This window comes from Kribbella sp. NPDC054772, assembly GCF_053611945.1.
Map to the genome: position 1 here is coordinate 48,608 of NZ_JBSHBJ010000012.1, position 21,647 is coordinate 70,254.

The following is a 21,647-nucleotide window of genomic DNA, read 5'->3' on the forward strand; positions in this document are numbered from 1 at the left end:
TTCTGTGCAGATCCTCCCCAAACCGCCGACCGGAAAAGGCCCGGCGGAGTGGTTCGCCGGTGACGTCTGGTTCGACGTCATCATCCGCGGCGAAGCCCCGTCCCGCGTCCGGGTGAACACCGTCCGCTTCGCCCCCGGCGCGCACACCGCCTGGCACCGGCACGCGAACGGCCAGACCCTGCACGTCACCGACGGCATCGGTCTGGTCCAGTCCCGCGGCGGCGAGGTCACCGTGATCCGCCCCGGGGACGTGATCTACACGCCCCCGGGCGAATGGCACTGGCACGGCGCCTGCCCCGACAACTTCATGACCCACACCGCCATCTGGGAAGCCCCCACGACAGACGACCCCGAAACCGAATGGGGCGACCACGTCACCGAAGCGGAGTACGTCGTACCTCAGCGGTAACCGCGGGCTTGGAGCTCGTACAGCTCGGCGTAGTGGCCCTGGTTGGCGAGCAGCTCGGTGTGCGAGCCGACCTCGATGACTCGGCCGCGGTCGAGAACCACGACGAGATCGGCGGCGGCCACGGTGGAGAACCGGTGCGTCACCAGCAGCGTGACTCCGCCGTTCCGGCCAGCCTCGCGCCCTGCCGCGGTGTACCGCTCGAACAGTGCGTGTTCGGTGGCAGCGTCGAGGGCGGCGGTCGGTTCGTCGAGGATCAGTAACAGCGGCGATCGGCGCAGCATGCCGCGCGCGATGGCGATCCGCTGCCATTGACCGCCGGACAGATCGACCCCGCCGGGCCAGGTGGTGCCCAGTTGGGTGTCGAGCCCGGCCGGAAGTGCGGCCAGGAGGTCCTCGGCCGCGGCGTCCTGCAGGGCCCGCTGTACGCGTTCGCGATCGTCCAGTACGGCGAGATCACCCGAGCCGATGGATCTCTGGGCAACGAGCTCGAACCTGGCATGGTCCTGGAACGCTCCGGACATCCGGGACCGCCAGCTGATCAGATCCAGATCGGCGAGGTCGCAGCCGTCGACGAGGGCGCGACCCTGAATGGGCCGGTAGAGCCCGGCGAGGATCTTCACGAGCGTCGACTTGCCGGCGCCGTTCTCGCCGACGAGTGCCACAACCGAACCAGCCGGCAGATCCACGGTGATGTCCGTCAACGAGTCGCGCGAGGACTCGCCGTACCTGAAGCTGAGTCCTTCGATCCGGATCCCGTCGGACAGCCGGTCCGGTGGCGTCTTCCGGCCGGTCTGTGCAGCGGTTGCCTCGTCCGCATAGTCGCGGAGCCAAAGGAACCTGGCGCAGTTCCGTCCAACCTTCGTGATGCTGCCGATCGCGCCGGCAAACGACGAACTGACGCTCTGGAGGCCCTGCAGTACGCCGATTGCGACCACCAGGGACTGCACCGAGACCGATCCGGCGAGCACGTCCCGAGTCATCCACATCAGCACGACAACTGCGGTGACGAAGAAGAGGCTCGAGTTCGCGAGAGCCAGCCATGCGTTGCGGTCGGCGGAGCGGACCGCTGGCCGCCGCCATCGGCCGGCTGCGCCTCTGATGCGCACCCGCAGCTCACGCTCGTGCTCGAACACTCGCGTCTCGGCGCCGCCGGCTGGGGAGGTGGCGAGGTCGATCAGGTGCCTCGTCAACCGACCCGGCGCCGCGCTGTCCTTCTCGGCGCGCTTCTCCCACCGCATCGACCATCCGGCGGTGAACAATCGCGCGGCGCCGACCGCGACCAGGATCAGCAGACGCGAGTCAGCCGCGACTGCGACAAGCAGCACGCTGATCGCGTAGGCGACCGTGTTCGCCGTGTTGAGCAACGTGTTGAGTGCGCCACCGAGGGCGTTCTCGTTGTCGCGCAGGATCTGCAGCTCGTCGTGGAAGCGAGCACTCTCCAGATGGTCGAGCGTCGGGATCCGTGCGGTCAGCTCGGCGATCCGCGCGTCGAAGATGTGGCCGACCAGCTCGAGTTGCCGAACGCGGGCGTTGACGCCGACCGCCTGTAGCGCCGTGTTCGCCGCGGTCGAACCGACCAAGGCCGCGCTCGCGAACAACATCCGGCCGAGATCCTGCGCGAGCGCGCCGGCGGCGAAGATTCCGATGAACAGCGGGGACAACGCGGCGAGCACCTTGCCGAGCGTCTCGAACAGGCACAGCACGGACTGCCACGGACCGACCCGAACAGCGGTGGCGAGCACCAGACCCATCCCTCGCAGTGCCCGAGTCATGACACCACCGGTGCCGGGTCGTCGTCCTGCGCGAATCGGCGGGCCTGCAGCGCGAACAGGGCGGCGTACCGGCCGCCGAGACGCATCAATTCGTCGTGACTGCCGTCCTCGACGATGCCGTGCTCGTTGTCAGCAGGATCGGCGAGTACGACGATCCGTTCGGCGTGCCGAACACTCGACAACCGGTGGCTGACCAGGATCGTGGTCACGCCCCGGGTGACGTCGAGGAACCGATCGAACAGCGCGGCCTCCGCCCGCACGTCCAACGCCGCCGTGGGTTCGTCCAGCACCAGTACGCCGGCGCCACCGGCGACCGCCGCCAGGGCACGCGCCAGCGCGACCCGCTGCCATTGACCGCCTGACAGGTCCGTGCCGCCGTCGTACTCCGCGGACAACACCGTGTCCCACCCTGCCTCCAGGCCCTCCAACAGCGGCAGCCCGCCCGCGTCGGTCAACGCTTGACGCACTACGCCGTCATCGTGGCTCGCGTCGCCGAGTACGACGTTGTCCCGGAGCGGAAGGTGGTATCGGACGAAGTCCTGGAAGATGACTGCCACGCGGCGGCGGGCGCCGTCGTCGACGGCCGGATCGGCTCCGTCGACCCGAATGGTCCCTTGATCCAGTTCGTACAGCCCACACAGGAGCTTGATCAGTGTGGACTTTCCCGCGCCGTTGACACCAACGACGGCGATCGACTGGCCGGCGGGGATGCGCAGGGTCAGGTCGGACACGGCTTGTGTCGTACGGCTCGGATAGCCGAAACCGACACCTTCGAGCCGGACCTCGGCAGCGCCGATTGGCGCTGCGGTGGGGGCTTCCGAACTTCCATGCCCGACGGGCTTGATGGCAGGGAGACCGAGATCCTGGCGAATGCTGACCAGCGCACGAAGCAACGAGGTGCTCCGAGCGAGCGCCGTACCGGAATCACCGAGGACGCCGAAGTTCTGCAGACGCAGGATCGCCTGTGCCATCGTGACCGCACCGGCGAGCGAGACCGTTCCCGCTGCGACGTCGAGCCCGATCAGAGCGAAGGCCCCACCAACGGTCAGTGCCGTCGTCAGACAGGTGAGCAGGACGGGACCGAGGCCGCTGCGTCGCGCCCGCCAGAGGTGCGTCATCGCCTCGAACCAGGTCGAGCGGTACACATCGGTGAGCCAGTCGGTCAGACCGAACAACCGGACCTCTTTCGCGGATTCAGGCCGGACCAGCAGACCGCGAAGGTAACTCGCGCGGCGGCGCTCGTCGCCGGTGGTCTCCAACAGCTTGTCGAAGGCAAGGCTGATCCAGCCCATGAACACATGGGAGACCAGCAGGAACGAAGCCGCCACCACGAACGGCACCCACCACCGCCACGGGAGCAGAACCGCGATGGCACCTACCCCGGCGAGCCGGGGGCCGATGATCGACCACGTCGCACCGGCACCTGCCACGAAGGACCAGTCCCGGGTCGCGTCCACGACAGCCCGAATCCGGCTCGACGAACCAGGGGAGTCCAGGTGCCTGATCCCGTGCGGATGAACTCCGACCTCGGTGACGAGATCGAGGACATGAACCAGGTACGCCGCTGAGCACCTCGCCGTGACCGCTGTCAGCGCCGACTGCAGGACCGGACCGACGAGCAACAGGACCGCCACGACGAGAAACCATCGCCAGGTCTGCGCGGCGTCGCCCGACGTCGGAAGAGACCCCACGAACTGCCCGATTGCGATCATCAGAAACGTGCGTGCTACCGCCTCGAGCACCGTCAGTGCAAGCGCCGACGTCGACCAGAGTGGCGAGGCGCGCCAGAGCACCAAGGTGTGCTGCAGGTAGCGCGATAGTCCATCGGTTGCGCGCTTCACCGCTTGAGAACCTCCGGGAGGTCTCCCAGGACGGTTAGGTGCTTGGTGGCTCGGGTGATGGCTACGTAGAGGTCGGAGAGGCCTCGGTCGGAGTCTGTGGTGATGCCGGCGGGGTCGGCGATCACGACGGCGTCGAACTCGAGGCCTTTGGACTGGGGTTTGTCGAGTAGGGCGACCGTGCCGTCGAGGACGGACGGGTCGTGGGTGTGGGCGACGTCGGGGAGTACGGCGGCGAACTCGTCGTACCGGGAGACCGGGACGATGACGGCGAGGCGGCCGTCGCCGATCGTGTCCTGCTCGGACTTGATCGTGGCGCGGAGGGTGTCGGCGAGGGCGTCGGCGGGAACGGGGTCGATGTAGGGCTCGGTGCCGGTCTCGCGGACCGAGGTCGGTGGTTGCAGGGTGGGGTCGATCGCGGCGAGGACGTCGGCGGCGACGGTCATGATCTCGGCCGGGGTGCGGTAGTTGACGGTGAGTTCGGCGGTCCGCCAGCGGCGGGGTGCGTAGTGGTCGAGGAGTTCGGCCCACGAGCGGACGCCGGCGGCCGAGCCGGTCTGCGCGATGTCGCCGACCAGCGTCATCGAGCGGCGTGGGCAGCGGCGCATCAGCATCCGCCAGTCCATCGCGGACAGTTCCTGGGCCTCGTCGACGATGACGTGCCCGAACACCCAGTCGCGGTCGTATGCGGCGCGTTCGGATGGATCCGACGGCCGGTCGAACTGCCGGGTGCGCTGGGCGATCAGGTCCTTGAACTGCTCGATCTCCCACGACTCGATCGTGATCCGCTCGGCGGTCAGTTCGATGTCCACGACGCCGCGGGCGTACTCGCGGCCCGCTTCCTCCGCGGCGTCCTCTTCCGCGGCGCGACGTTTGCGTCCGGCAACGACTTCCGAGGTCTCGCCGAGCAGTTCGGCCGCTTCGTCGAGCAGCGCCACATCCGACGGCGTCCAGTCGGCTGCGAGTGGCCGCAGTACGGCGGAACGCTCGGCACCGGTCAGGTACGGCGCGGCCGCGGCGAGCCGATCGCCTGACGAGAGCAGAAGCGACACCAAGAGCTGCGGCGTGAGCTCGGGCCACAAGCGGTCGAGCAGTTCCAGAACCCGGTCGTCCTCGAACAGCTCCTGCTGGATGTCCTCGATGTCCGCGTCGCCGACGTACTGCCGGCCGATCCGGTCGACGATCTGGTTCGTCAGCGTCTTGAGGATCCTCCGCACGAACAGCGGCCGCGCCCGGTTGTGCTGGCTCTGTGCCGCCAGCGCGCCCTTCTGCGCCTTGCGGATCGCGTCGGGTCGCAGTACGAGCTCGTCCTGGTTGGCCTTGAACCGGATCGGCTCGGCCGGAACGACCCGGAAGCCGGCAATCGCCCGCTCGATCACCTCGGCCATCGCCGACTCGCCCTTGATCCGCGCCGCCGCGGCCGACTCCGGCGCGGTACCGGCTACGCCCGGGAACAGCTCGCCGACCGTCGCGAGCACCACGTCGTTCTCACCGAGCGAGGGGAGCACCTGATCGATGTAGCGCAGGAATGTGGTGTTCGGCCCCACAACCAGTACGCCGCTCCGCCCGAGCTGCTCGCGGTACGTATAGAGCAGGTACGCCGCCCTGTGCAGCGCGACCACGGTCTTTCCGGTACCCGGACCGCCCTGGACGACGAGCACGCCAGGCAGCCCGGACCGGATGATCTCGTCCTGCTCCGACTGGATCGTCGCGACGATCTCGTTCATCCGGCCGGTGCGGCTCGCACCGAGCGACGACAGCAGCGCCGCCTCACCGATCAGCGTGCCGCGCTCGCCGTCGGCCAGCGCCTCAAGATCGAGTACGTCGTCGTCCACGCCGACCACAGTCCGGCCGTGCAACCGGATGTGCCGCCGGCGTTTGACCCCGAGCGGCTCGGCTGCGGTGGCGCGGTAGAAAACCTGCGCGACCGGCGTCCGCCAGTCGATCAGCAGCGGATTGTACTCGTCGTCGAACAATCCGATTCGCCCGATGTGGAACCGCTCGCCGGCGGTCTCGTCGATCCGCCCGAAACACAATCCGCGTTCCACCGACGACAACTGCGAGAACCGTCCGGAAAACAGGTCCGTGAACGATTCCCGTTCGGTCCGGGCCTGATCCGTCCCGGTGGTTTCCTCCAGCTGCACGCGGCCGAGCTCGCCGCGGGCCTTGTCCCGCAGCTCGTCCAGCCGCTCGTACATCGCCGTCACGTCGCCCTGTTCCGCGGCGATCTCCTGTTCCAGCACGCTGCCCCCTGATCCGCTTCTTGCGTAAACCCGGAATGGTTTGATATTCTGAATTCAGAAGCCCCGGAGAGGGCTTCTTTTCATTTCCCACACAAATACCCAAAGATACTCTTTCCGGGGTTTGGTGGCAACGGGTTCCCCTCAAACAACCGCTTCACAGCAGGCTGCCAGGAAAGCCGAAGGATCCGCTCAGCGCGCGACTCGACACTGAGGTGAGTTCACCCCAGCGAGGAGTCGTCCATGACCGGTTCGCCCGTCGCCGTGCTGTCAGGCCGGCGGGCCCGCAACGACAGCGCCGTACGGCTCGGGGCCCTGGCGGTCCTGTGGCTGAGCCTGCTGCTCGTCACGTACTGGTGGGTCGTCGACGGTGGAGTCCAGGAGCTCGGCGGCTGGGCCACCGGCCTCACGTCGCTCGGGCGCCTCACCGGCCTGGGCGCAGCGGTGCTGTTGCTGGCGCAGGTCGTGCTGATGGCCCGCGTACCGCTGCTGGAAGCGGCGTTCGGCCAGGATCACCTGGCGCGGATCCACCGCGTCACCGGGTTCACCTCGTTCAACCTGATGCTCGCGCACCTGGTCACGATCACCTGGGGTTACGCGGCGGGGGAGTTGCACACGACGCCGGCGACGCTGTGGGACCTGACCGTCAACTACCCGGGCATGCTGCTCGCCGTTGGTGGCACCATCGGTCTCTGCCTGAGCGTGCTGACCAGCATCCGTGCCGCCCGCCGGCGGATCCGCTACGAGTCGTGGCACCTGCTGCACCTGTACGCGTACCTCGGCGTCGGGATCGCCCTCCCGCATCAGCTCTGGACCGGACAGGAGTTCCTGTCGTCGACCGGCCGGACGGTGTTCTGGTGGACGGCGTGGGCGGTCGGCGCCGCGACCGTCCTGGTCTACCGGATCGGGCTGCCGGTCTGGCGCAACGCGCGACACCGGCTTCGCGTCACAGCCGTCGTACCGGAGACCGACCAGATCGTGTCCGTGTACGTCGCTGGTCGGCGACTGGAAAGCCTGCCGGCCGAGGCGGGCCAGTTCTTCTCATGGCGGTTCCTCGGCCGGCCGGGGTGGACCCGGGCGAACCCGTACTCCCTGTCGGCTGCACCGGACGGACGCGGTCTGCGGATCACCGTCCAATACGCCGGTGACGGCAGCGAAGCCCTCGGCTCGGTGCAGCCCGGTACGCGCGTTCTCGTCGAGGGACCGTTCGGCCGGATGAGTCCGCGAGCCCGCACCCAGCACAAGATCGCCTTGATCGGAGCCGGCGTCGGAGTCACGCCGCTGCGCGCGCTCGCCGAGGGACTCAGCTATGCGCCCGGCGATGCTGTGCTCGTTCAGCGGTACACCGACAAGCCCTTGTTCTACGACGAGTTCCAGGCGCTGTGGCGCGACCGCGGGCTGTCCTTGCTGACGTTGCCCGGTCCGCGGCGGAGCCCGGATTCGTGGTTCGGCGCCGGCGTCGGGGAACTCGACGACCTGCACGCGTTGCTGCACTGGATCCCGGACATCGCCGAGCGCGACGTCTACCTGTGCGGACCCGAGGCATGGACCCAACTGGTCCGGGCCACGCTCACCGCCGCCGGTCTGCCGACCGAACGGCTCCATCTCGAATCCTTCAAGTGGTGACCGCTGTGAAACGCATCGTCCTCTGGTTCCTCGGTACGGCGTCGGCCGTCGTCCTCATGTTCGGGTACCACACCTCGACCTCAGGCCCGGAAACCACACCACTGGCCGGCGGAACCGTCGGCAGCACTCCCGTACCGACCCCCTCCACCGAACCCTCATCGACACCGTCGTCCTCGACGGCCTCGGCGACTGTGACGGGTCAGGTGGCGCAGACGCAGTGGGGCCCGGTCCAGGTGCAGCTCACCGTCCAATCCGGCAAGATCACCGCCGTCAACGTCGTGCAGTACCCGAACGGGAACCACCGCGACGCCGAGATCAACGACTACGCGCTGCCGATCCTGATCAACGAGACCGTGCAGGCGCAGAGCGCCCAGATCGACATGGTCAGCGGCGCGACCGTCACCAGCGACGGCTACATCCGCTCACTGCAGAGCGCCCTGGACCAGTCGAAATGACCACCCGGTACGTCGAACACCTGATGGGAATGCCCATCAGCCTGGCGCTGCGCGGCCGCCACACCGACGACGCGGCCGCGGCACACGCCTGGGCCGCGGCCCTAGACATCCTCCGTACGGCGGATCGCGTGTTCAGCACGTACCGTCCGGACTCCTACATCTCCCGCCTCAACCGCGAAGAGCTGACCGTCGCCGACTGCCCACCCGAGGTCGCCGAGGTGCTCGCACTCGGTGAGCAGGCCCGCCTCGAGTCGGACGGCGCCTTCGACGTCCGCCGCTCCTCGGGCCTCGACCCGAGCGGCGTGGTGAAGGGCTGGGCGGTCGAACGCGCCGCACAACCCCTGAACGAACTCGCCGCCACGGACTACTGCCTTTCGGCCGGCGGCGACATGACCTGCCGAGTCTCCACGCAGGACGCCGAGGCCTGGCGCATCGGTATCGAGGACCCGTTCAACCCGCAGAAGGTGGTGGCCGTCGTCCCGATCCGCAACGGCGCCATCGCAACCTCCGGCCTCTACCGCCGCGGTTCACACCTGATCGATGCGCGCACCGGTACGACCCCAACGGCCCTGGCCTCGGTCACCGTCCTCCACCGCTCCCTAACCCAAGCCGACATCGACGCCACCGCAGCCTTCGTCCTAGGCCCCGCCGCCCTCACCTGGCTCCAGTCCCGCCCCAACCGCACCGGCCTGGTGATCCTGGCCGACGGAACGCGTCAGGTTTTCGGGGAGAAGCCCCGGGCCGACGGGCTCAGCCCGCTTTCCAGATCACCACGTCGAACGTAGCGCGTGAGTCCAGCGCGCCACCGGCGCCGAGAGCGGAGACCTTCAGCCGCGCAATGTTCTGGTCGCTGGTAATGACGCACAGCACGGTCTTCTTCGTGAGTTTGAAGTCGTCGCGGCTGCCCTGCGTCGTCGCGAGATCCGAGCACTCCTGAGGGCCCGGCAGGGTGCCGGCGGGGTCCGGCCACGGCGCTATCAGGACATTGTTCCAGCCGCTCATCTCGTTCTCGTACAGCATGTAGATGTCGCCTTCGTCGGAATACGCGGCCCGTTGCGGTGGCACCGCGTCGAGATCCTTGGCCTCGTGATCGAGCGACAGCGTTCCGTGCCAGAGCTGGCTTCCGGCGGGAGTAGCCGTCGGGGTTTGTGACGACGACTCGCTGGGTGACTGGGGCGTGCTGGGTGTTGTTTGCTGCGTCGGGCCGGAAACGGCTGAGCTAGGTGCCGCAACCGGCCCGCTGACGGCGTCCTTGTCATCGCCGGACGACGCGAACACCGGCACCAGCGTTGCAATCAGAGCAGCGAAAACCGTTGCCCCGGCGGCGATCCAGGCGCCCTTCTGGTGCCTGTCGAACCAGCCGCCGCGGGAGGACGAGGTGTTTTCTTCAGCGTCGTCGTCGGCCATCGTCCGCATCGCCCCCAGCGCTCAAACGTCTCCGTAGGTCGCTGAGGTTAGCAGTCTGTGAGGGCGCGAGCACTACCTGGATTCAGGACCCGTGACACCACCTCGGCCACCATCCGTCGCGGGATCGGGCGGTGGGCGACGAAGTGGCGGTAGAAGAAGGGGCTGGTCAGGAGGTCGGTGGTGAGTTCCGGATCGGTGTCGGGTGGTAGTTCGCCGCGATCGCGGCCACGTTTTAGGGCGATCAGCATCGGCTCGCGGCGGCGTTTCGTCAGGTCCTGGTGGAGTTTCGCGAGTGCGGGGTCGCGTTCGGCGGCGTCGATGAAGGCGGCGAGCAGCCGGGGGAACCGCGTACGTTCGAGGACTGTGACGAACGCGGTCAGGATCGTGGTGGCGTCCTTGACGACCGAGCCGGTGTCGGGGCCCGGCAGCGGTTGGTACGTCGCGTCCATCGCGTCGACGAGCAATGCGCCGGTGGTGGGCCAGCGGCGGTAGAGGGTTGCTTTGCTGGCGCCGGCTCGGCGTGCGACTGCCTCCATCGTGAAGCCGGCCAGGCCGGCGTCGTCGAGGACGTCGAGGGCTGCGGTCAGCATCCGCTGCCGCGCGCCGTCTCCACGAGAGACCATTGATCCACCTCCATCGAAACGCTATCGTACCGTTAGCGGAAGAGTACGGAACCGTCTCGATAGCTGGTGAGCCGGATGCGGGCAACTTATTGGGCGACGACCGCGATCGTGGTGGGGGAGTGTGCCGTCGGCGGCACGATGGACCTGTTCCGGCTGCCGCCGTTCTACCCGATGATGATCGACCTCGGGTATCCGAGCTACCTGGCCACGATCCTCGGCACCGCGAAGCTGATCGCGGCGGCGATCGTGATCGCGCCGGGGCTCCCGCGGCTGAAGGAGTGGGCGTACGCCGGGGTGCTGATCAACATGATCGGCGCGGCGGCGTCGAACGCCGCCGCGCATCAGTTCTCCGGGATGATCGCCCCGCTCACGTTCGCCGCGCTGGCGCTCGCGTCGTGGGCGATCCGTCCCCGGAACAGGCGACTCAGCGGCTGAACCCGGCCGTCAGACCACTCAGCAGTTGCCGGCGACCCACGGCGTACAGGATGACGATCGGCAGGGTGGTGAGGACGACGGACGCGAGGACCGCCGGGACGTTCACGCTGTACTGACCCTGGAATGTCCAGAGCGCCAGCGGCAGCGTGCGCTTGTCGGGGCTCTGGGTCAGGATCAGCGGGAGCAGGAACCCGTTCCACACCGCGAGGCCGTTGTAGATGCTGACCGTCACCAGCGCGGGCCGGGTCAACGGCAGCGCCAGTTTGCGGAGCATGTCCCATTCGCTGGCGCCGTCCACCCGCATCGACTCGAACAGCTCCTTCGGTACGTCGCGGACGAAGTTCGACAGCACCAGCACGGACAGCGGGATCGAGAACGCGATCGATGGCAGGATCAGCGCGATCAGGCTGTCGTAGAGGTGCATCCGGATGATCAGCAGGTACACCGGGATGATCGTGGCCTGCAGCGGGATCGCCAGCCCCATCAGGAACATCCCGTTCACGCCGGCCAGGAACTTGCTCCCGGCGCCGCGGATGATCGCGTACGCCGCCATGAACGAGATCGCGACGGCCGGGATGATCGTCCCGATCGTGACGATCACGCTGTTCACGAAGTACCGCGGAAAGTCGGACTCGATGACCAGCTTGTAGTTCGTCATGGTCGGCGCGGACGGGAGCGCGAACGGGTTCTGGCTGAAGTAGGCGCTCTGATCCTTGAAGCTGGTGACCACGATCCAGTACAGCGGGATCAGCACGACACCCAGCCAGATCCAGCCGGCCAGTCCGCCGAACCAGTTCAGCTGCAGCAGTTTGTGCGCCTGGACCGGACCGCCGTGGCTCTGGTGGGTCGCCGTACTGGCACCACTGGTGGCCACCGTGTTCGAACCTGTGGCCATGTCAGGCACCTTCCTGCTGGCTGGCCGTCGTCGAGCCACCGAGCCGGCGCAGCAGCAGCGCGAGCGCCAGACCGATCAGCACGATGATCGTGGCGATCACACTCGCCGGCCCCATCTGGTTGGACATGAAGCCCCGCTTGTACATGTCGAGGGCGAGCACTCGGGTGGCGTCGCCGGGACCACCCGCGGTGAGCACGAAGATCAAGTCGAAGAAGGTCAGCGAACCGACCACCATCAGCGTGGACGAGGTGATGATCGTGTACTTCAGCTGCGGCACGGTGATGCTGAAGAACTGCCGGACCCGGCCGGCTCCGTCGATCGAGGCCGCCTCGTACATCGTGGTCGGGATCTGCCGGACGCCACCTTGGTAGATCAGCGAGTGGAACGGGATGAACTGCCAGGAGACGATGAAGACCACGACGCCGACCGCGAGGGTGCTGTTGCCGAGCCAGTCCTGGGTGAGGAAGCCGATGTGCAGCCCGGGCCCGAGTCCGAAGTTCGGGTCGAGCAGCGCCTTGTAGGTGATCGCGATCGCGGCCGAGCTGAGCAGCAGCGGGATGAAGTACAGCACCGCGAGGAACGCGCGGTAGCGCTGCCGTCCGGCCAGGAACGTTCCGAGCAGCAGGCTGATCGGGGTCTGCACCGCCCACGAGAGGATCATGATCTCGAAGGTCACCAGGATGCTGTGCGGCAACTGCGGATCGGACAGCACCGACCGCCAGTTGCTGATCCCGGCCGGTTGGATCGCGCCGAGACCGTCCCACTGGGTGAAGCTGAGGACGAGGACGCCGATCAGCGGGACGACCCCGAACAGCACGAACAGCGCCAGCGCGGGCAGCACCATCCAGGTGACCGAACCGCTCCGCCCGGCGCCGGACGTGGACCGCACTGGCGTCGACAGGATCGGCGGCCGGGTAGGCGGAGCGGTCGCCGTCATGGCGCCTCCCGGCCTGGACTGAGGAGCGCAGGGACTGGAGTGACGAGGGAAGACCGGGAGTTCCAGCGCCATGACCGCCGCGACGGAGTCGCGGCATTCAACACAGTCATGGCGCCTCCAGGCCTTGGCTGAGAAGCAACGTCACTGGCCGATCACCGCGTTCATGTTGGTGGCGAACTGCTGCGGGGAGATCGACAGCTGGAACAGCTTGGCGATGTTGTCGAGGAGAGTCTCGGCCTGCGTCGGGCTGAGCGCCTGGTCCCACGACTGGGCGAAGTTCTTCGCGTTCGCCGCCGTGTCGTAGACGAAGTTCAGCCACGCGGAGTCGTTCTTGTCCGTGATCGAGGAGAGCTTGTCCTTCGCGCTCTTCACGACCGGGATGTTGCCGGACTTGACCCAGTCCGTCACCGTGGCGTCGTCGAGCGTGTTGTTCGCGATGAACTTCTTCGCGGTGTCCTTGTCGGCCTGGCTCGCCTTGGAGGAGATCGACATGTACTGACCCGGGTTGCCGACGGTGTCGGTCGGATCCCCCTTGCCGCCCTCGTACGGCGGGAAGTTCATGTAGCCGAGGTGCCCACCGGTCACGAAGTCGCCACCAGAAGCCTTCATGTTCCCGTAGGTCCAGGCGCCGTGCAGCATCATCGCGGCCTTGCCGGTGTACAGCAGTGCCTGGTCGGCGTTCGAGTCGGCCGTGATCGAGGAGAAGCCCTTGATGAAGCCGTTCGCCTTGATCAGGTTCTGCATCTCCTCGAGCGCCTTCAGCGCTGACGGGTCGGACCAGCCGTCCTTCTTGCCGTCGTAGATGTTCTGGAAGACCTCACTGCCGCCGATCCGGTCGAACAGGAACTCCAGCCACATCATGTTGGTCCAGCGCGACTGTCCGCCGAGGGAGAACGGTGCGATGCCCTTGTCGTTGAACTTCGGGACGAGGTTCATGATGTCCTGCCACGACTTCGGCGGCTCGGCACCGACCTTCTCGAACGACCGCTTGTCGTAGAACAGCACGATCGGCGTCACGGTCTCGCCCGGCACCGCGTAGATCTTGCCGTTGACGGTCGCGGCCGTGAAGGCGGACGGGAAGATCGAGTTCTTCAGGTCCGCGTGCTCTTTGTTGAGCCAGTCGGTCAGGTCCTCGACCTGGTTGGCTTCGACGTAGGCCTTCAGACCGCCGCCGCCCCAGCCCCAGATCAGCGTCGGACCCTGGCCGGCCCCGATCGCGGTCTTGATCTTGGCCTTGAACGCGTCGTTCTGGAACTCGGTGGTCTTGATCTTGGTATTCGGGTTGGCGTCGTTGAACCGCTTGACCTGCGCCTCGCGGATGCCCTGCTGCGGCTGACCGGTCAGGAACCAGTACGTCGTACCGCTGCCGGCCGCCGCGCCGCCGCTGGCCGTGGAACCGGGCGTGCTGCTCGGGCCGGAACTGCCGCAGGCGGCGAGCCCGGCCGCGAGTGCGCCACCGCCGACCAGGCCGAGGAAGTTACGCCGGGATGTCGTCATGGGATCCACTGTGATCTCCGTACTCCGTGCTGCCCCGCAGGTTGCGGAAGCACCCGCCGATATGACTTGTTTTCGAAACATAGATTTCGGAGATTGTGCTGTCAAGACTTGAACAAAGCCCATGTCAGGGTCACAGTTGGGTCTCGTAACTCCTGCTGTCACAGGCGAATAACGAGCGTCCGCGAGCTAGGCAGGTTCGATCGGGAGGCTTCGAAAACTTTTCGATAATTGCTCACCGAAACGAAAGTGCAACAAGGGAGAATTTTCTTGTCCATCTCGACCGACCGGCCCTGGCGCGACCCGGCTCTAGCGCCCGGGGAGCGGGCCGCCCTGCTGCTCGGGGCGATGACGCTGGAGGAGAAGATCGCCCAGCTCGGCAGCCGCTGGGCCGGCAACGACATGGCCGACGCGGAGGTCGCCGAGCAGTCGCCGGACGAGACGATCAACGTCGCGCCGATGGAGGACGTCTTCGCGGTCGGCGGTTCGCTGTCACTCGAGGACGCCAGCCGCGAGGGTCTCGGGCACCTGACCCGGGTCTGGGGCAGCTATCCGCAGACCGTCGAGCAAGGTATCGCCGAGGTGATCCGGCAGCACGACGTCGTACTGAAGGACTCCCGGCTCGGTGTGCCCGCGCTGGTGCACGAGGAGTGCCTCACGGGCTTCACGACGTACGGCGCGACTGTCTACCCGGCGTCGATCGCGTGGGGTGCGACGTTCGACCCGGAGTTGGTCGAGCGGATGGCGGCGGCGGTCGGGCGGGACATGGCGGCCGTCGGCGTGCACCAGGGACTGTCACCGGTGCTCGACGTCGTGCGTGACTACCGATGGGGCCGCGTCGAGGAGACGATCGGCGAAGACCCTTATCTGGTAGGGATCCTGGGCTCAGCGTACGTGCGTGGTCTGCAGAGCGCGGGCGTCGTCGCGACCCTCAAACACTTCGCCGGGTACTCCGCTTCGCGGGCCGGCCGCAACCACGGTCCGGTGTCGATGGGCAAGCGCGAGCTGCTCGACATCATCCTGCCCACGTTCGAGACCGCGATCGCGACGGCCGGCGCCGGCTCGGTGATGAGCTCGTACGCCGACCTCGACGGACTGCCCGCGAGTGCGGATCCCTGGCTGTTCACCGACGTACTGCGTGAACAGTGGGGTTTCGAAGGGACGGTCGTCTCGGACTACTGGGCGGTGCCGTTCCTTTCGTCGATGCACCGGGTCGCCGCCGACACCGCAGATGCCGGCGTCGTCGCACTGACCGCAGGCACCGACGTCGAACTGCCGGACACGATCGGGTACGCCGCACTGCTGGACAAGGTGAAGGCCGGCGAGGTGCCCGAGGAACTCGTCGACCGCGCAGCGCAACGCGTGCTGCTGCAGAAGGCGGAGCTCGGTCTGCTCGACGAGGACTGGACACCCGAGGGTTCGGTCACCCCCGGCGTCGACCTGGACTCCCCGGCGAACCGAGACCTCGCGCGCGAGCTCGCGGAGAAGTCCGTCGTACTGCTGGATGCCGGCTCTGTACTTCCGCTCACCAACGGCGGGAAGGTCGCGGTGGTCGGGCCGTGTGCGGACGACCCGCGGACGTTGATGGGCTGCTACGCATTCCCGAACCACGTGTTGCCGCGCTATCCCGACCGCAGCCTGGGGATCGACATCGCGTCGCCACTCGATGCCCTACGCAACGAACTGACGGGTGTGGATCTGTCGTATATCAAGGGTTGCGAGGTGATGGGGGACGACCGCACCGGGTTCGCCGCGGGCGTCGCGGCGGCGCAGGACGCGGATGTGTGTGTGGCGTTCGTCGGTGATCTCTCGGGACTGTTCGGTCACGGGACGTCCGGGGAAGGATGCGACGCCGAGGACCTGCGACTGCCCGGTGTCCAGGGCGATCTGCTCGACGCGCTGCTCGACACCGGGAAGCCGGTCGTCGTCGTGGTGGTGTCCGGGCGTCCGTACGCGCTCGGGCTGTTCGCGGAGCGGGCCGCCGGGCTGGTGCAGGCGTTCCTCCCGGGCCAGGAAGGCGCCGGCGCGATCGCCGGCGTACTGAGTGGGCGGATCGTGCCGAGCGGGAAGCTCCCGGTGCAGATCCCGCGGCACGTCGGCGGGCAGCCCGGGACGTACTTGCAGCCGGCGCTCGGGAGTGCGGAGAGCGCGGGGATCAGTGGGCTCGAGACCCGACCGTTGTATCCGTTCGGGTACGGAGCGTCGTACACGGACTTCACGATCGGCGATCTCCGGATGAGCGCGCCGGAGATGGGCAGTGCCGGCGAGTTCACCGCCACGGTGCGCGTCACGAACACGGGCGACCGGGCGGGCGACGAGGTCGTCCAGCTGTACCTGCGTGATCTCGTGGCCCTGGTCGCGCGGCCGTTGAAGCTGCTGACCGGGTTCGCGCGAGTGTCGCTCGCGCCCGGTCAGGCGGCCGACGTCACGTTTCTGGTGCACGCCGATCGCACGGCGTACACCGGTCCCGACTTGCGCCGGATCGTCGAGCCCGGGGACTTCGAAGTGATGGTGGGCACGTCGTCGCTCGACCTGCCGTGTCGTGCCATGCTGCGGATCAAGGGGGATGTGAGGGTGGTGGGGCACGACCGGGTGCTCACCACGCCGGTCACGATCAGCAAAGATCCTGGAGGAGGGTGATGAGATGTCGCGGTTGAAGGGTCGTGTCACCCTGGCCACGGTGGCCGGGTCGGCCGGGGTCTCGGTCGCCACGGTCTCCAAAGTGCTGAACGGCCGCAGCGACGTCTCGGCGGCGACCCGGGCGCGGGTCCAGGACACCCTCGAGAAGCACGGGTACGTCGGACGCCGCCCGGACCCGGTGAGCCGGGACACGGTCGAGCTGTTCTACCAGGGCGTGCTGAACGCGTACTCGGTGCAGGTCATCCAAGGTGTCGTCGAGGCCGGTCAGACGGCCGGTGTCGACGTGGTGCTGAACGCGCACCCGCCGCACCCGCAGGCGTCGAGCAGCGGCCGCGCCGCCCGGTGGATCCGCGACCTCATCGGCAACGGCCGGCACGCCGCGATCGGCCTGACCAGTCAGCTCGCCGACGCCGACCTGGCCGCGCTCGCCCGGGCCCGGCTGCCGCTGGTGGTCGTCGACCCGGCGAACATCCCGGAGCCGGACCTGACCAGCGTTGGTTCGACCAACTTCGCCGGCGGGATGGCGGCCACCCAGCACCTGCTGTCCCTCGGCCACCGCCGGATCGGGTACGTCGGTGGTCAGCCCACGTCCGGCTGCAACCAGGCCCGGCTGAGCGGCTTCCGCAGCGCGATGGACTCAGTCGGTGCCGAGGTGCCGCCGGAGTACATCTGGCTGAGCGACTTCCTGTACGACGACGGGCTGACCGGCGGGTCGAAGATGCTCGACCTCGCAGACCGTCCGACCGCGGCCAAGCCGGGGCCGCCCCAGTGCCCCGGGCGCGGCCCGGAGGGCCCCGCCGCCCCCGCGCGGGGGGGGGCGGGGGGGTTCCTCGTGCCGCCCCCGCCCCCCCGCCCCCCCCGCGATCGGGGCGGGCAGCGACGAGATCGCGGTCGGCGTCCTGGAGGCCGCACGGGCCCGTGGGCTGCGGGTGCCGGAGGATCTCAGCCTGGTTGGGTTCGACGACACCGAGGTCGCACGGTTGGCGTCGCCGCCGCTCACGACGGTCCGGCAGCCGTTGCGCGAGATGGGCGCGGTCGCGCTCCGGACCGCCCTGCAGCTGGCGGCGGGGGAGCCGGTCGCGTCCCACCACGTCGAGCTGGCGACGACCTTGATCATCCGCGGCTCGGCCGCACCGCACGAGCTGGCGGTCGACAACGTGGTCGCAGCCTCCTGATCACTCCCTGCGGTCCGCGATCGTCCGCGTGGCCAGCACGGCGGCGACCAGGACGGCCAGGCACAGCACGGCCCACAACGTCGTCGGTACGGCGTTGGCGCCGGCCGACTTCTCGTTCGACAGCACCTTCATCAGCGCGCGGATCGGGGAGACCCAGCGAACGAGCATGAACAGGAGCACGGTGACCGCGGTCAGCATCGCGATCCCGATCCGCCGGATCACCAGCCGCGAGCACAACACGCCGATAGCGATCCCGATCATCGCCGCCGCGAGCTGTGCCACCGCGCCGACGAGGACGTCGCCGACCTGCGCGTGGTGATCACCGGTGACGAGCGGGCAGACGAGACCGAACACCAACAGCGGCGTACACCAGGTGATGACAACGGCGACCGTGATCGCCAGGACGCGCAGTGAACTACCGAGCGTGACCACGGTGATCTGGCGCTGCGTCGGGTCCTCGTGATTGACGATCGCGACCGCCATCCAAGTCGAGCAGACCAGCATCACTAGCACACAGAAGCCGTACGCCGACTGAACGGGCCCGTTGTCGGACGTCGTACCGACCGCGATGACGCCGAAGAAGATCAGCATCGGCGGGAGGTAGCGCTGCGAGAGCAGGACGCTGTGCAGCAGGTAGCGGTAGTGCGCGGTCATCGGGACTTCACCTGCCGGACCGTGGTGACCGACCAGCCGTGGTTCAGCGCGACCAGCAGTGCCGAGTCGTGGCGGCCGGTCGGCAGCGTGAGCGTGACGTTGCCAGCGTGCCGCCGTACCTCGAGGACGTCGGGGTGTTGCGTCCAGTCGATCTCGGTGCCGGGAACCAGCGAGACCTCGGTGAGGGCGAGCTGTTGGGCGGTCGTCGTGAGCGTGCCGTGCTCGATCGCGCAGACCCGGGTCGCGGTCGAGTGGACGGTGTCGGCGGAGTGCTCGGTGAACGCGACGGCAGCCCCGTGGTCAGCGGCTTCGGCGAGTAGCGCGCGCAGCGTCGCGTGGGCGTTGACGTCCAGGCCGGCCCACGGCTCGTCGAGGACGAGCAGCTCAGGTGGGGTGAGCAGCGCCTGCGCGACCGCGACCTTCTGGGCGTTGCCCTTGGACAGCTTGCGCATCGGGGTGTCGGCGCCGCCCGACAGCACGAGCCGCTCCAGCAGTTCGTCCGTACGCGCTCGCGCCGCCGTCGTGGTGAGCCCGCGGATCCGTCCCATGTGCCGCAGGTACGCCGAAGCGGACAGGCGATCGTGGGACGCGAAGACGTCGGGCACGTAACCGACCACGCGGGCGTTCCGCTCCACCGAGCCCTCCGACGGCCGCGACAGCCCGACCATCAGCCGGAGAACCGTGGACTTGCCGGAGCCGTTGGCTCCGACCAAGGCGAGCAGCTCACCCGCGTTCACCTGCAGGTCGACGTCAGTCAGGATCTCCTGTCGTCCGTACCGTTTGGAGACGCTCTGCAGCCGGACCACTTCCATGCGGCGAGCCTATCCAGACCTCGGGGCTCATCACGCGGGCCAGTGGGCGGGTCAGGACGATCGACACCAGCAGCGAGGCCGCCGCGAATCCGGTCATCGCCGGACCGGCCGCGGTCAGATCCGCGATGGCGCCGGCCGCGATGGCGGTGATGCCGAACATTGTCATCCGCAGCGCCGACTCCAGACCCAGCACCTGACCCCGCAACTCGCTCGGGGTGAGCTCGACGAGGACCTCCTGCTGCGCGAGCGAGGCGGAGTACCCGCTTGAGCCGACCGCGACGAGCACGCAGAGCACAGCCAGCGGCAGATCGAAGGCGAAGCCGAGGAACGGAATCGCGAGCAGCAGCCGCAACCAGCGGGCCGCGGCCCGGCGACCGTTGCGGGTGAGGAACCGCCCGACGACGAGGTCGCCGGTCATCATGCCGGCGGCTCCGGCCGCGAGCAGCCAGCCCGCGCGCGAACCGGCGTACGGGACGAAGAGGGCTTCGCAGCCGACGATCAGGGCGTTGGGGAGGGAGAGCGCCAGCAGTAGCGGACGGGTACGGCGTTGCGCGAGCAGCGTGCGGTTGCCCCGCCAGGTCTCGGCGAGCCCGGTTCGCGCGACCCGGCGCGGCGCACGGTCCCGCAGACCGAAGCGGACGACCGGTACGGCGAGGGCGGCGCAACCGGTGGCGATCCACAGCACGGTCGACGGACCGACCGCCTGGAGCAGCACGCCGGCGAGGCCGAAGCCGGCGATCTGCATCGCGCCGACGGACAGGTTCATCGCCGAGCGCCCGAGGATGAACTGGTCCTCGTGCACTACCTCACCGAGCAGCCCCCACCGAACCCCGCCGCCGATCGACAGGCCGTAGGCAACCGCGAGCGAGAGCACCAGCCGCAGGCCCGCCGACAGATCCACGGCCGCTTGGATGCCGACCGCAACCGTCGACAGGACGGCGAGCAGGGTGAGGACCTGCCGGGGCCGCGCGGTGTCGGCGGCCGACATCAGCGTGGAGACGCCGAGCACCTGCGCGAGCGACGGGCCGAACATGATCGCCGCCGTGAGCAACGCCGACCCGGTCGTCGCGTCGACCAGGATCGCCAGGGTCAGGCTCGTCATCGTCGACGACGCGTTCCCGAGGGCACTGCCGATCCACAGACTGCGGAACTCTCGGTTGGCGAAGATCGCCCCATAGGTGCTCATGCCGAGCAGCATCGACTCCGGCCCGTCGGCCGCCTACAGTTTCGGGTGGAGGCGAAACGTTGTCCGAGTTCCTGGTCGATGCCGACACCCTGGCGAACGCCCGCTTCGGTACGTCGCAACTCACCGAGACCGTGTCCGCGCTCAAGCTGCTGCGGGTGCCGGTCGAGCCGTGGTTCCGGCCGTGGAAGGACACGCACGTCACCGCGTTCCGGGCCGAGGTAGCGGCGAATCCGCTGTGGACCGCGTTGCTGGACAGCGCCTTCGGGCGGAGCTGGGTCGCGGACTTCTTCACCGTGCCGCCACTCGAGCCGGACCTCACGCTGGACGCCGAGCTGGAGTACCTGACGTCGCTGGACGACGATCACATCCGCGCGGACCTGAGCGTCGTACGGACGCCGTTGCCGGACATCCTGCTGAGGTCGACCGGGCTGGCAGCGGAGGCGGCGGCCCTGTTGCGGTGGGTGTGGAAGGCGACGGTGGAGCCCGAGTGGCCGCGGCGGTTGCGGGTACTGCAGGCCGACATCGTGTCCCGGACCTCGCGACTCAGCGAGCAGGGCTGGTCCGCCGTACTGCGTGGGCTCGGACCGGACGTGCGGTGGCTCGGGGACGGGCGGATCCAGGTCAACCGCTGGGACTACCCGGTGACCGACGTGCGCGGTCGCGACCTGATGTTCCTCGCGGCGCACACTCAGCGGGTGAACGTCAGCTGGCGGCTGCCGGACCGATTCGCGCTGACCTATCCGGTGACCGGGATCTTCGCGACCGCCGCGCCACCGGACGAGTCCCTGGTGCAGCTGCTTGGGCGCAATCGCGCCCGCATCCTGGCCGAGGCCGCCGCACCCGTGAGCACCACGTTGCTGGTGGCATCCACCGGACTATCCCTCGCGACGATCTCGGACCACCTCCGGGTCTTGACCGACGCCGGATTGCTGGAGCGTCGCCGATCCGGACGGTCGGTTCTGTACTGGCAGTCCGACACCGGCCGCCGCGTCGTACGGCGGCCGGCATCGAACTCTTCCGAGCCCCGATGAAGCTCGTGCAGCCGGGCA

General features: G+C 68.3%; 19 protein-coding genes and 1 pseudogene. 9 read left to right on the plus strand and 11 right to left on the minus strand.

Annotation, left to right across the window (positions count from 1 at the left end):
• Nucleotides 1-4: 4 nt before the first annotated feature.
• Nucleotides 5-409, plus strand: coding sequence for a (R)-mandelonitrile lyase (locus ACWGID_RS20410; RefSeq protein WP_452198688.1), 405 nt, complete (start codon nt 5-7; stop codon nt 407-409).
• Here the strand turns inward: ACWGID_RS20410 and ACWGID_RS20415 are convergent.
• The 3 genes from ACWGID_RS20415 to ACWGID_RS20425 are packed head-to-tail and all read right to left on the minus strand — an operon-like array spanning nt 400 to nt 6,262.
• On the minus strand, nt 400-2,181 hold the full coding sequence (locus tag ACWGID_RS20415; protein WP_452198689.1) for an ABC transporter ATP-binding protein: 1,782 nt from the start codon (nt 2,179-2,181) through the stop codon (nt 400-402). The two genes, ACWGID_RS20410 and ACWGID_RS20415, sit on opposite strands and share 10 nt — an antisense overlap.
• Nucleotides 2,178-4,022: an ATP-binding cassette domain-containing protein gene (locus tag ACWGID_RS20420; protein ID WP_452198690.1), complete on the minus strand. Its 1,845-nt coding sequence runs from the start codon at nt 4,020-4,022 to the stop codon at nt 2,178-2,180. The genes ACWGID_RS20415 and ACWGID_RS20420 overlap by 4 nt, the downstream gene beginning before the upstream one ends.
• Nucleotides 4,019-6,262: a HelD family protein gene (locus tag ACWGID_RS20425; protein ID WP_452198692.1), complete on the minus strand. Its 2,244-nt coding sequence runs from the start codon at nt 6,260-6,262 to the stop codon at nt 4,019-4,021. The genes ACWGID_RS20420 and ACWGID_RS20425 overlap by 4 nt, the downstream gene beginning before the upstream one ends.
• A gap of 240 nt (nt 6,263-6,502) precedes the next feature.
• On the opposite strand from ACWGID_RS20425, the gene ACWGID_RS20430 reads away from it, so the two are divergent.
• From ACWGID_RS20430 to ACWGID_RS20440, 3 genes are read left to right on the plus strand one after another with little or no spacing between them, the layout of a single operon-like run.
• The gene (locus tag ACWGID_RS20430; protein WP_452198693.1) at nt 6,503-7,885 is read left to right on the plus strand and encodes a ferredoxin reductase family protein; all 1,383 of its coding nucleotides are present in this window, start codon (nt 6,503-6,505) and stop codon (nt 7,883-7,885) included.
• 5 nt (nt 7,886-7,890) lie between these two features.
• Nucleotides 7,891-8,340: an FMN-binding protein gene (locus ACWGID_RS20435; protein WP_452198695.1), complete on the plus strand. Its 450-nt coding sequence runs from the start codon at nt 7,891-7,893 to the stop codon at nt 8,338-8,340.
• Nucleotides 8,337-9,125 (plus strand): FAD:protein FMN transferase, encoded by a 789-nt coding sequence (locus ACWGID_RS20440; RefSeq protein WP_452198697.1) that lies wholly within the window; start codon nt 8,337-8,339, stop codon nt 9,123-9,125. The genes ACWGID_RS20435 and ACWGID_RS20440 overlap by 4 nt, the downstream gene beginning before the upstream one ends.
• On the opposite strand, the gene ACWGID_RS20445 is transcribed toward ACWGID_RS20440, so the two are convergent.
• A complete protein-coding gene (locus tag ACWGID_RS20445; RefSeq protein ID WP_452198699.1) occupies nt 9,091-9,747 on the minus strand; it encodes a hypothetical protein in 657 nt (218 codons plus the stop codon). The two genes, ACWGID_RS20440 and ACWGID_RS20445, sit on opposite strands and share 35 nt — an antisense overlap.
• A gap of 47 nt (nt 9,748-9,794) precedes the next feature.
• Nucleotides 9,795-10,370 (minus strand): TetR/AcrR family transcriptional regulator, encoded by a 576-nt coding sequence (locus ACWGID_RS20450; RefSeq protein ID WP_452198701.1) that lies wholly within the window; start codon nt 10,368-10,370, stop codon nt 9,795-9,797.
• A gap of 75 nt (nt 10,371-10,445) precedes the next feature.
• On the opposite strand from ACWGID_RS20450, the gene ACWGID_RS20455 reads away from it, so the two are divergent.
• Complete coding sequence (locus ACWGID_RS20455; protein WP_452198703.1) at nt 10,446-10,805, plus strand: DoxX family protein; 360 nt, start codon at nt 10,446-10,448, stop codon at nt 10,803-10,805.
• On the opposite strand, the gene ACWGID_RS20460 is transcribed toward ACWGID_RS20455, so the two are convergent.
• The 3 genes from ACWGID_RS20460 to ACWGID_RS20470 all read right to left on the minus strand — a co-directional run bounded on the left by ACWGID_RS20460 (nt 10,795) and on the right by ACWGID_RS20470 (nt 14,134).
• Nucleotides 10,795-11,700 (minus strand): carbohydrate ABC transporter permease, encoded by a 906-nt coding sequence (locus tag ACWGID_RS20460; protein ID WP_452198704.1) that lies wholly within the window; start codon nt 11,698-11,700, stop codon nt 10,795-10,797. The two genes, ACWGID_RS20455 and ACWGID_RS20460, sit on opposite strands and share 11 nt — an antisense overlap.
• 1 nt (nt 11,701) lies before the next feature.
• Nucleotides 11,702-12,637 (minus strand): carbohydrate ABC transporter permease, encoded by a 936-nt coding sequence (locus ACWGID_RS20465; RefSeq protein WP_452198706.1) that lies wholly within the window; start codon nt 12,635-12,637, stop codon nt 11,702-11,704.
• A gap of 141 nt (nt 12,638-12,778) precedes the next feature.
• Nucleotides 12,779-14,134, minus strand: a complete 1,356-nt coding sequence (locus ACWGID_RS20470; protein ID WP_452198707.1) for an extracellular solute-binding protein — start codon at nt 14,132-14,134, stop codon at nt 12,779-12,781.
• Nucleotides 14,135-14,401: 267 nt separating this feature from the next.
• Here ACWGID_RS20470 and ACWGID_RS20475 point away from each other — a divergent pair, with 267 nt between their 5' ends.
• From ACWGID_RS20475 to ACWGID_RS20485, 3 genes and pseudogenes are all read left to right on the plus strand, one after another.
• Nucleotides 14,402-16,771 (plus strand): glycoside hydrolase family 3 N-terminal domain-containing protein, encoded by a 2,370-nt coding sequence (locus ACWGID_RS20475; protein ID WP_452198709.1) that lies wholly within the window; start codon nt 14,402-14,404, stop codon nt 16,769-16,771.
• Between the two features lie 4 nt (nt 16,772-16,775).
• Nucleotides 16,776-17,369: pseudogene (locus ACWGID_RS20480) on the plus strand (LacI family DNA-binding transcriptional regulator); the annotation flags it as partial.
• A gap of 301 nt (nt 17,370-17,670) precedes the next feature.
• Nucleotides 17,671-17,946: a substrate-binding domain-containing protein gene (locus tag ACWGID_RS20485; RefSeq protein ID WP_452198917.1), complete on the plus strand. Its 276-nt coding sequence runs from the start codon at nt 17,671-17,673 to the stop codon at nt 17,944-17,946.
• Here the strand turns inward: ACWGID_RS20485 and ACWGID_RS20490 are convergent, their stop codons facing one another.
• The 3 genes from ACWGID_RS20490 to ACWGID_RS20500 are packed head-to-tail and all read right to left on the minus strand — an operon-like array spanning nt 17,947 to nt 20,598.
• Complete coding sequence (locus ACWGID_RS20490; RefSeq protein ID WP_452198711.1) at nt 17,947-18,600, minus strand: hypothetical protein; 654 nt, start codon at nt 18,598-18,600, stop codon at nt 17,947-17,949.
• The gene (locus tag ACWGID_RS20495; RefSeq protein WP_452198713.1) at nt 18,597-19,412 is read right to left on the minus strand and encodes an ATP-binding cassette domain-containing protein; all 816 of its coding nucleotides are present in this window, start codon (nt 19,410-19,412) and stop codon (nt 18,597-18,599) included. The genes ACWGID_RS20490 and ACWGID_RS20495 overlap by 4 nt, the downstream gene beginning before the upstream one ends.
• Nucleotides 19,351-20,598 carry a hypothetical protein gene (locus tag ACWGID_RS20500; protein ID WP_452198715.1) on the minus strand — a complete coding sequence of 416 codons (1,248 nt, stop codon included), beginning with the start codon at nt 20,596-20,598 and terminating at the stop codon, nt 19,351-19,353. The genes ACWGID_RS20495 and ACWGID_RS20500 overlap by 62 nt, the downstream gene beginning before the upstream one ends.
• Before the next feature lie 59 nt (nt 20,599-20,657).
• On the opposite strand from ACWGID_RS20500, the gene ACWGID_RS20505 reads away from it, so the two are divergent.
• A complete protein-coding gene (locus ACWGID_RS20505; protein ID WP_452198717.1) occupies nt 20,658-21,629 on the plus strand; it encodes an ArsR/SmtB family transcription factor in 972 nt (323 codons plus the stop codon).
• Nucleotides 21,630-21,647: the final 18 nt, after the last annotated feature.

What these genes read in the sequence shown, in the direction of transcription:
- ACWGID_RS20470 (WP_452198707.1), bottom strand. Translation starts at nt 14,134, where the DNA reads ATGACGACATCCCGGCGTAACTTCCTCGGCCTGGTCGGCGGTGGCGCA.
- ACWGID_RS20490 (WP_452198711.1), bottom strand. Translation starts at nt 18,600, where the DNA reads ATGACCGCGCACTACCGCTACCTGCTGCACAGCGTCCTGCTCTCGCAG.
- ACWGID_RS20415 (WP_452198689.1), bottom strand. Translation starts at nt 2,181, where the DNA reads ATGACTCGGGCACTGCGAGGGATGGGTCTGGTGCTCGCCACCGCTGTT.
- ACWGID_RS20495 (WP_452198713.1), bottom strand. Translation starts at nt 19,412, where the DNA reads ATGGAAGTGGTCCGGCTGCAGAGCGTCTCCAAACGGTACGGACGACAG.
- ACWGID_RS20440 (WP_452198697.1), top strand. Translation starts at nt 8,337, where the DNA reads ATGACCACCCGGTACGTCGAACACCTGATGGGAATGCCCATCAGCCTG.
- ACWGID_RS20460 (WP_452198704.1), bottom strand. Translation starts at nt 11,700, where the DNA reads ATGGCCACAGGTTCGAACACGGTGGCCACCAGTGGTGCCAGTACGGCG.
- ACWGID_RS20465 (WP_452198706.1), bottom strand. Translation starts at nt 12,637, where the DNA reads ATGACGGCGACCGCTCCGCCTACCCGGCCGCCGATCCTGTCGACGCCA.
- ACWGID_RS20445 (WP_452198699.1), bottom strand. Translation starts at nt 9,747, where the DNA reads ATGGCCGACGACGACGCTGAAGAAAACACCTCGTCCTCCCGCGGCGGC.
- ACWGID_RS20500 (WP_452198715.1), bottom strand. Translation starts at nt 20,598, where the DNA reads ATGAGCACCTATGGGGCGATCTTCGCCAACCGAGAGTTCCGCAGTCTG.
- ACWGID_RS20450 (WP_452198701.1), bottom strand. Translation starts at nt 10,370, where the DNA reads ATGGTCTCTCGTGGAGACGGCGCGCGGCAGCGGATGCTGACCGCAGCC.
- ACWGID_RS20455 (WP_452198703.1), top strand. Translation starts at nt 10,446, where the DNA reads ATGCGGGCAACTTATTGGGCGACGACCGCGATCGTGGTGGGGGAGTGT.
- ACWGID_RS20430 (WP_452198693.1), top strand. Translation starts at nt 6,503, where the DNA reads ATGACCGGTTCGCCCGTCGCCGTGCTGTCAGGCCGGCGGGCCCGCAAC.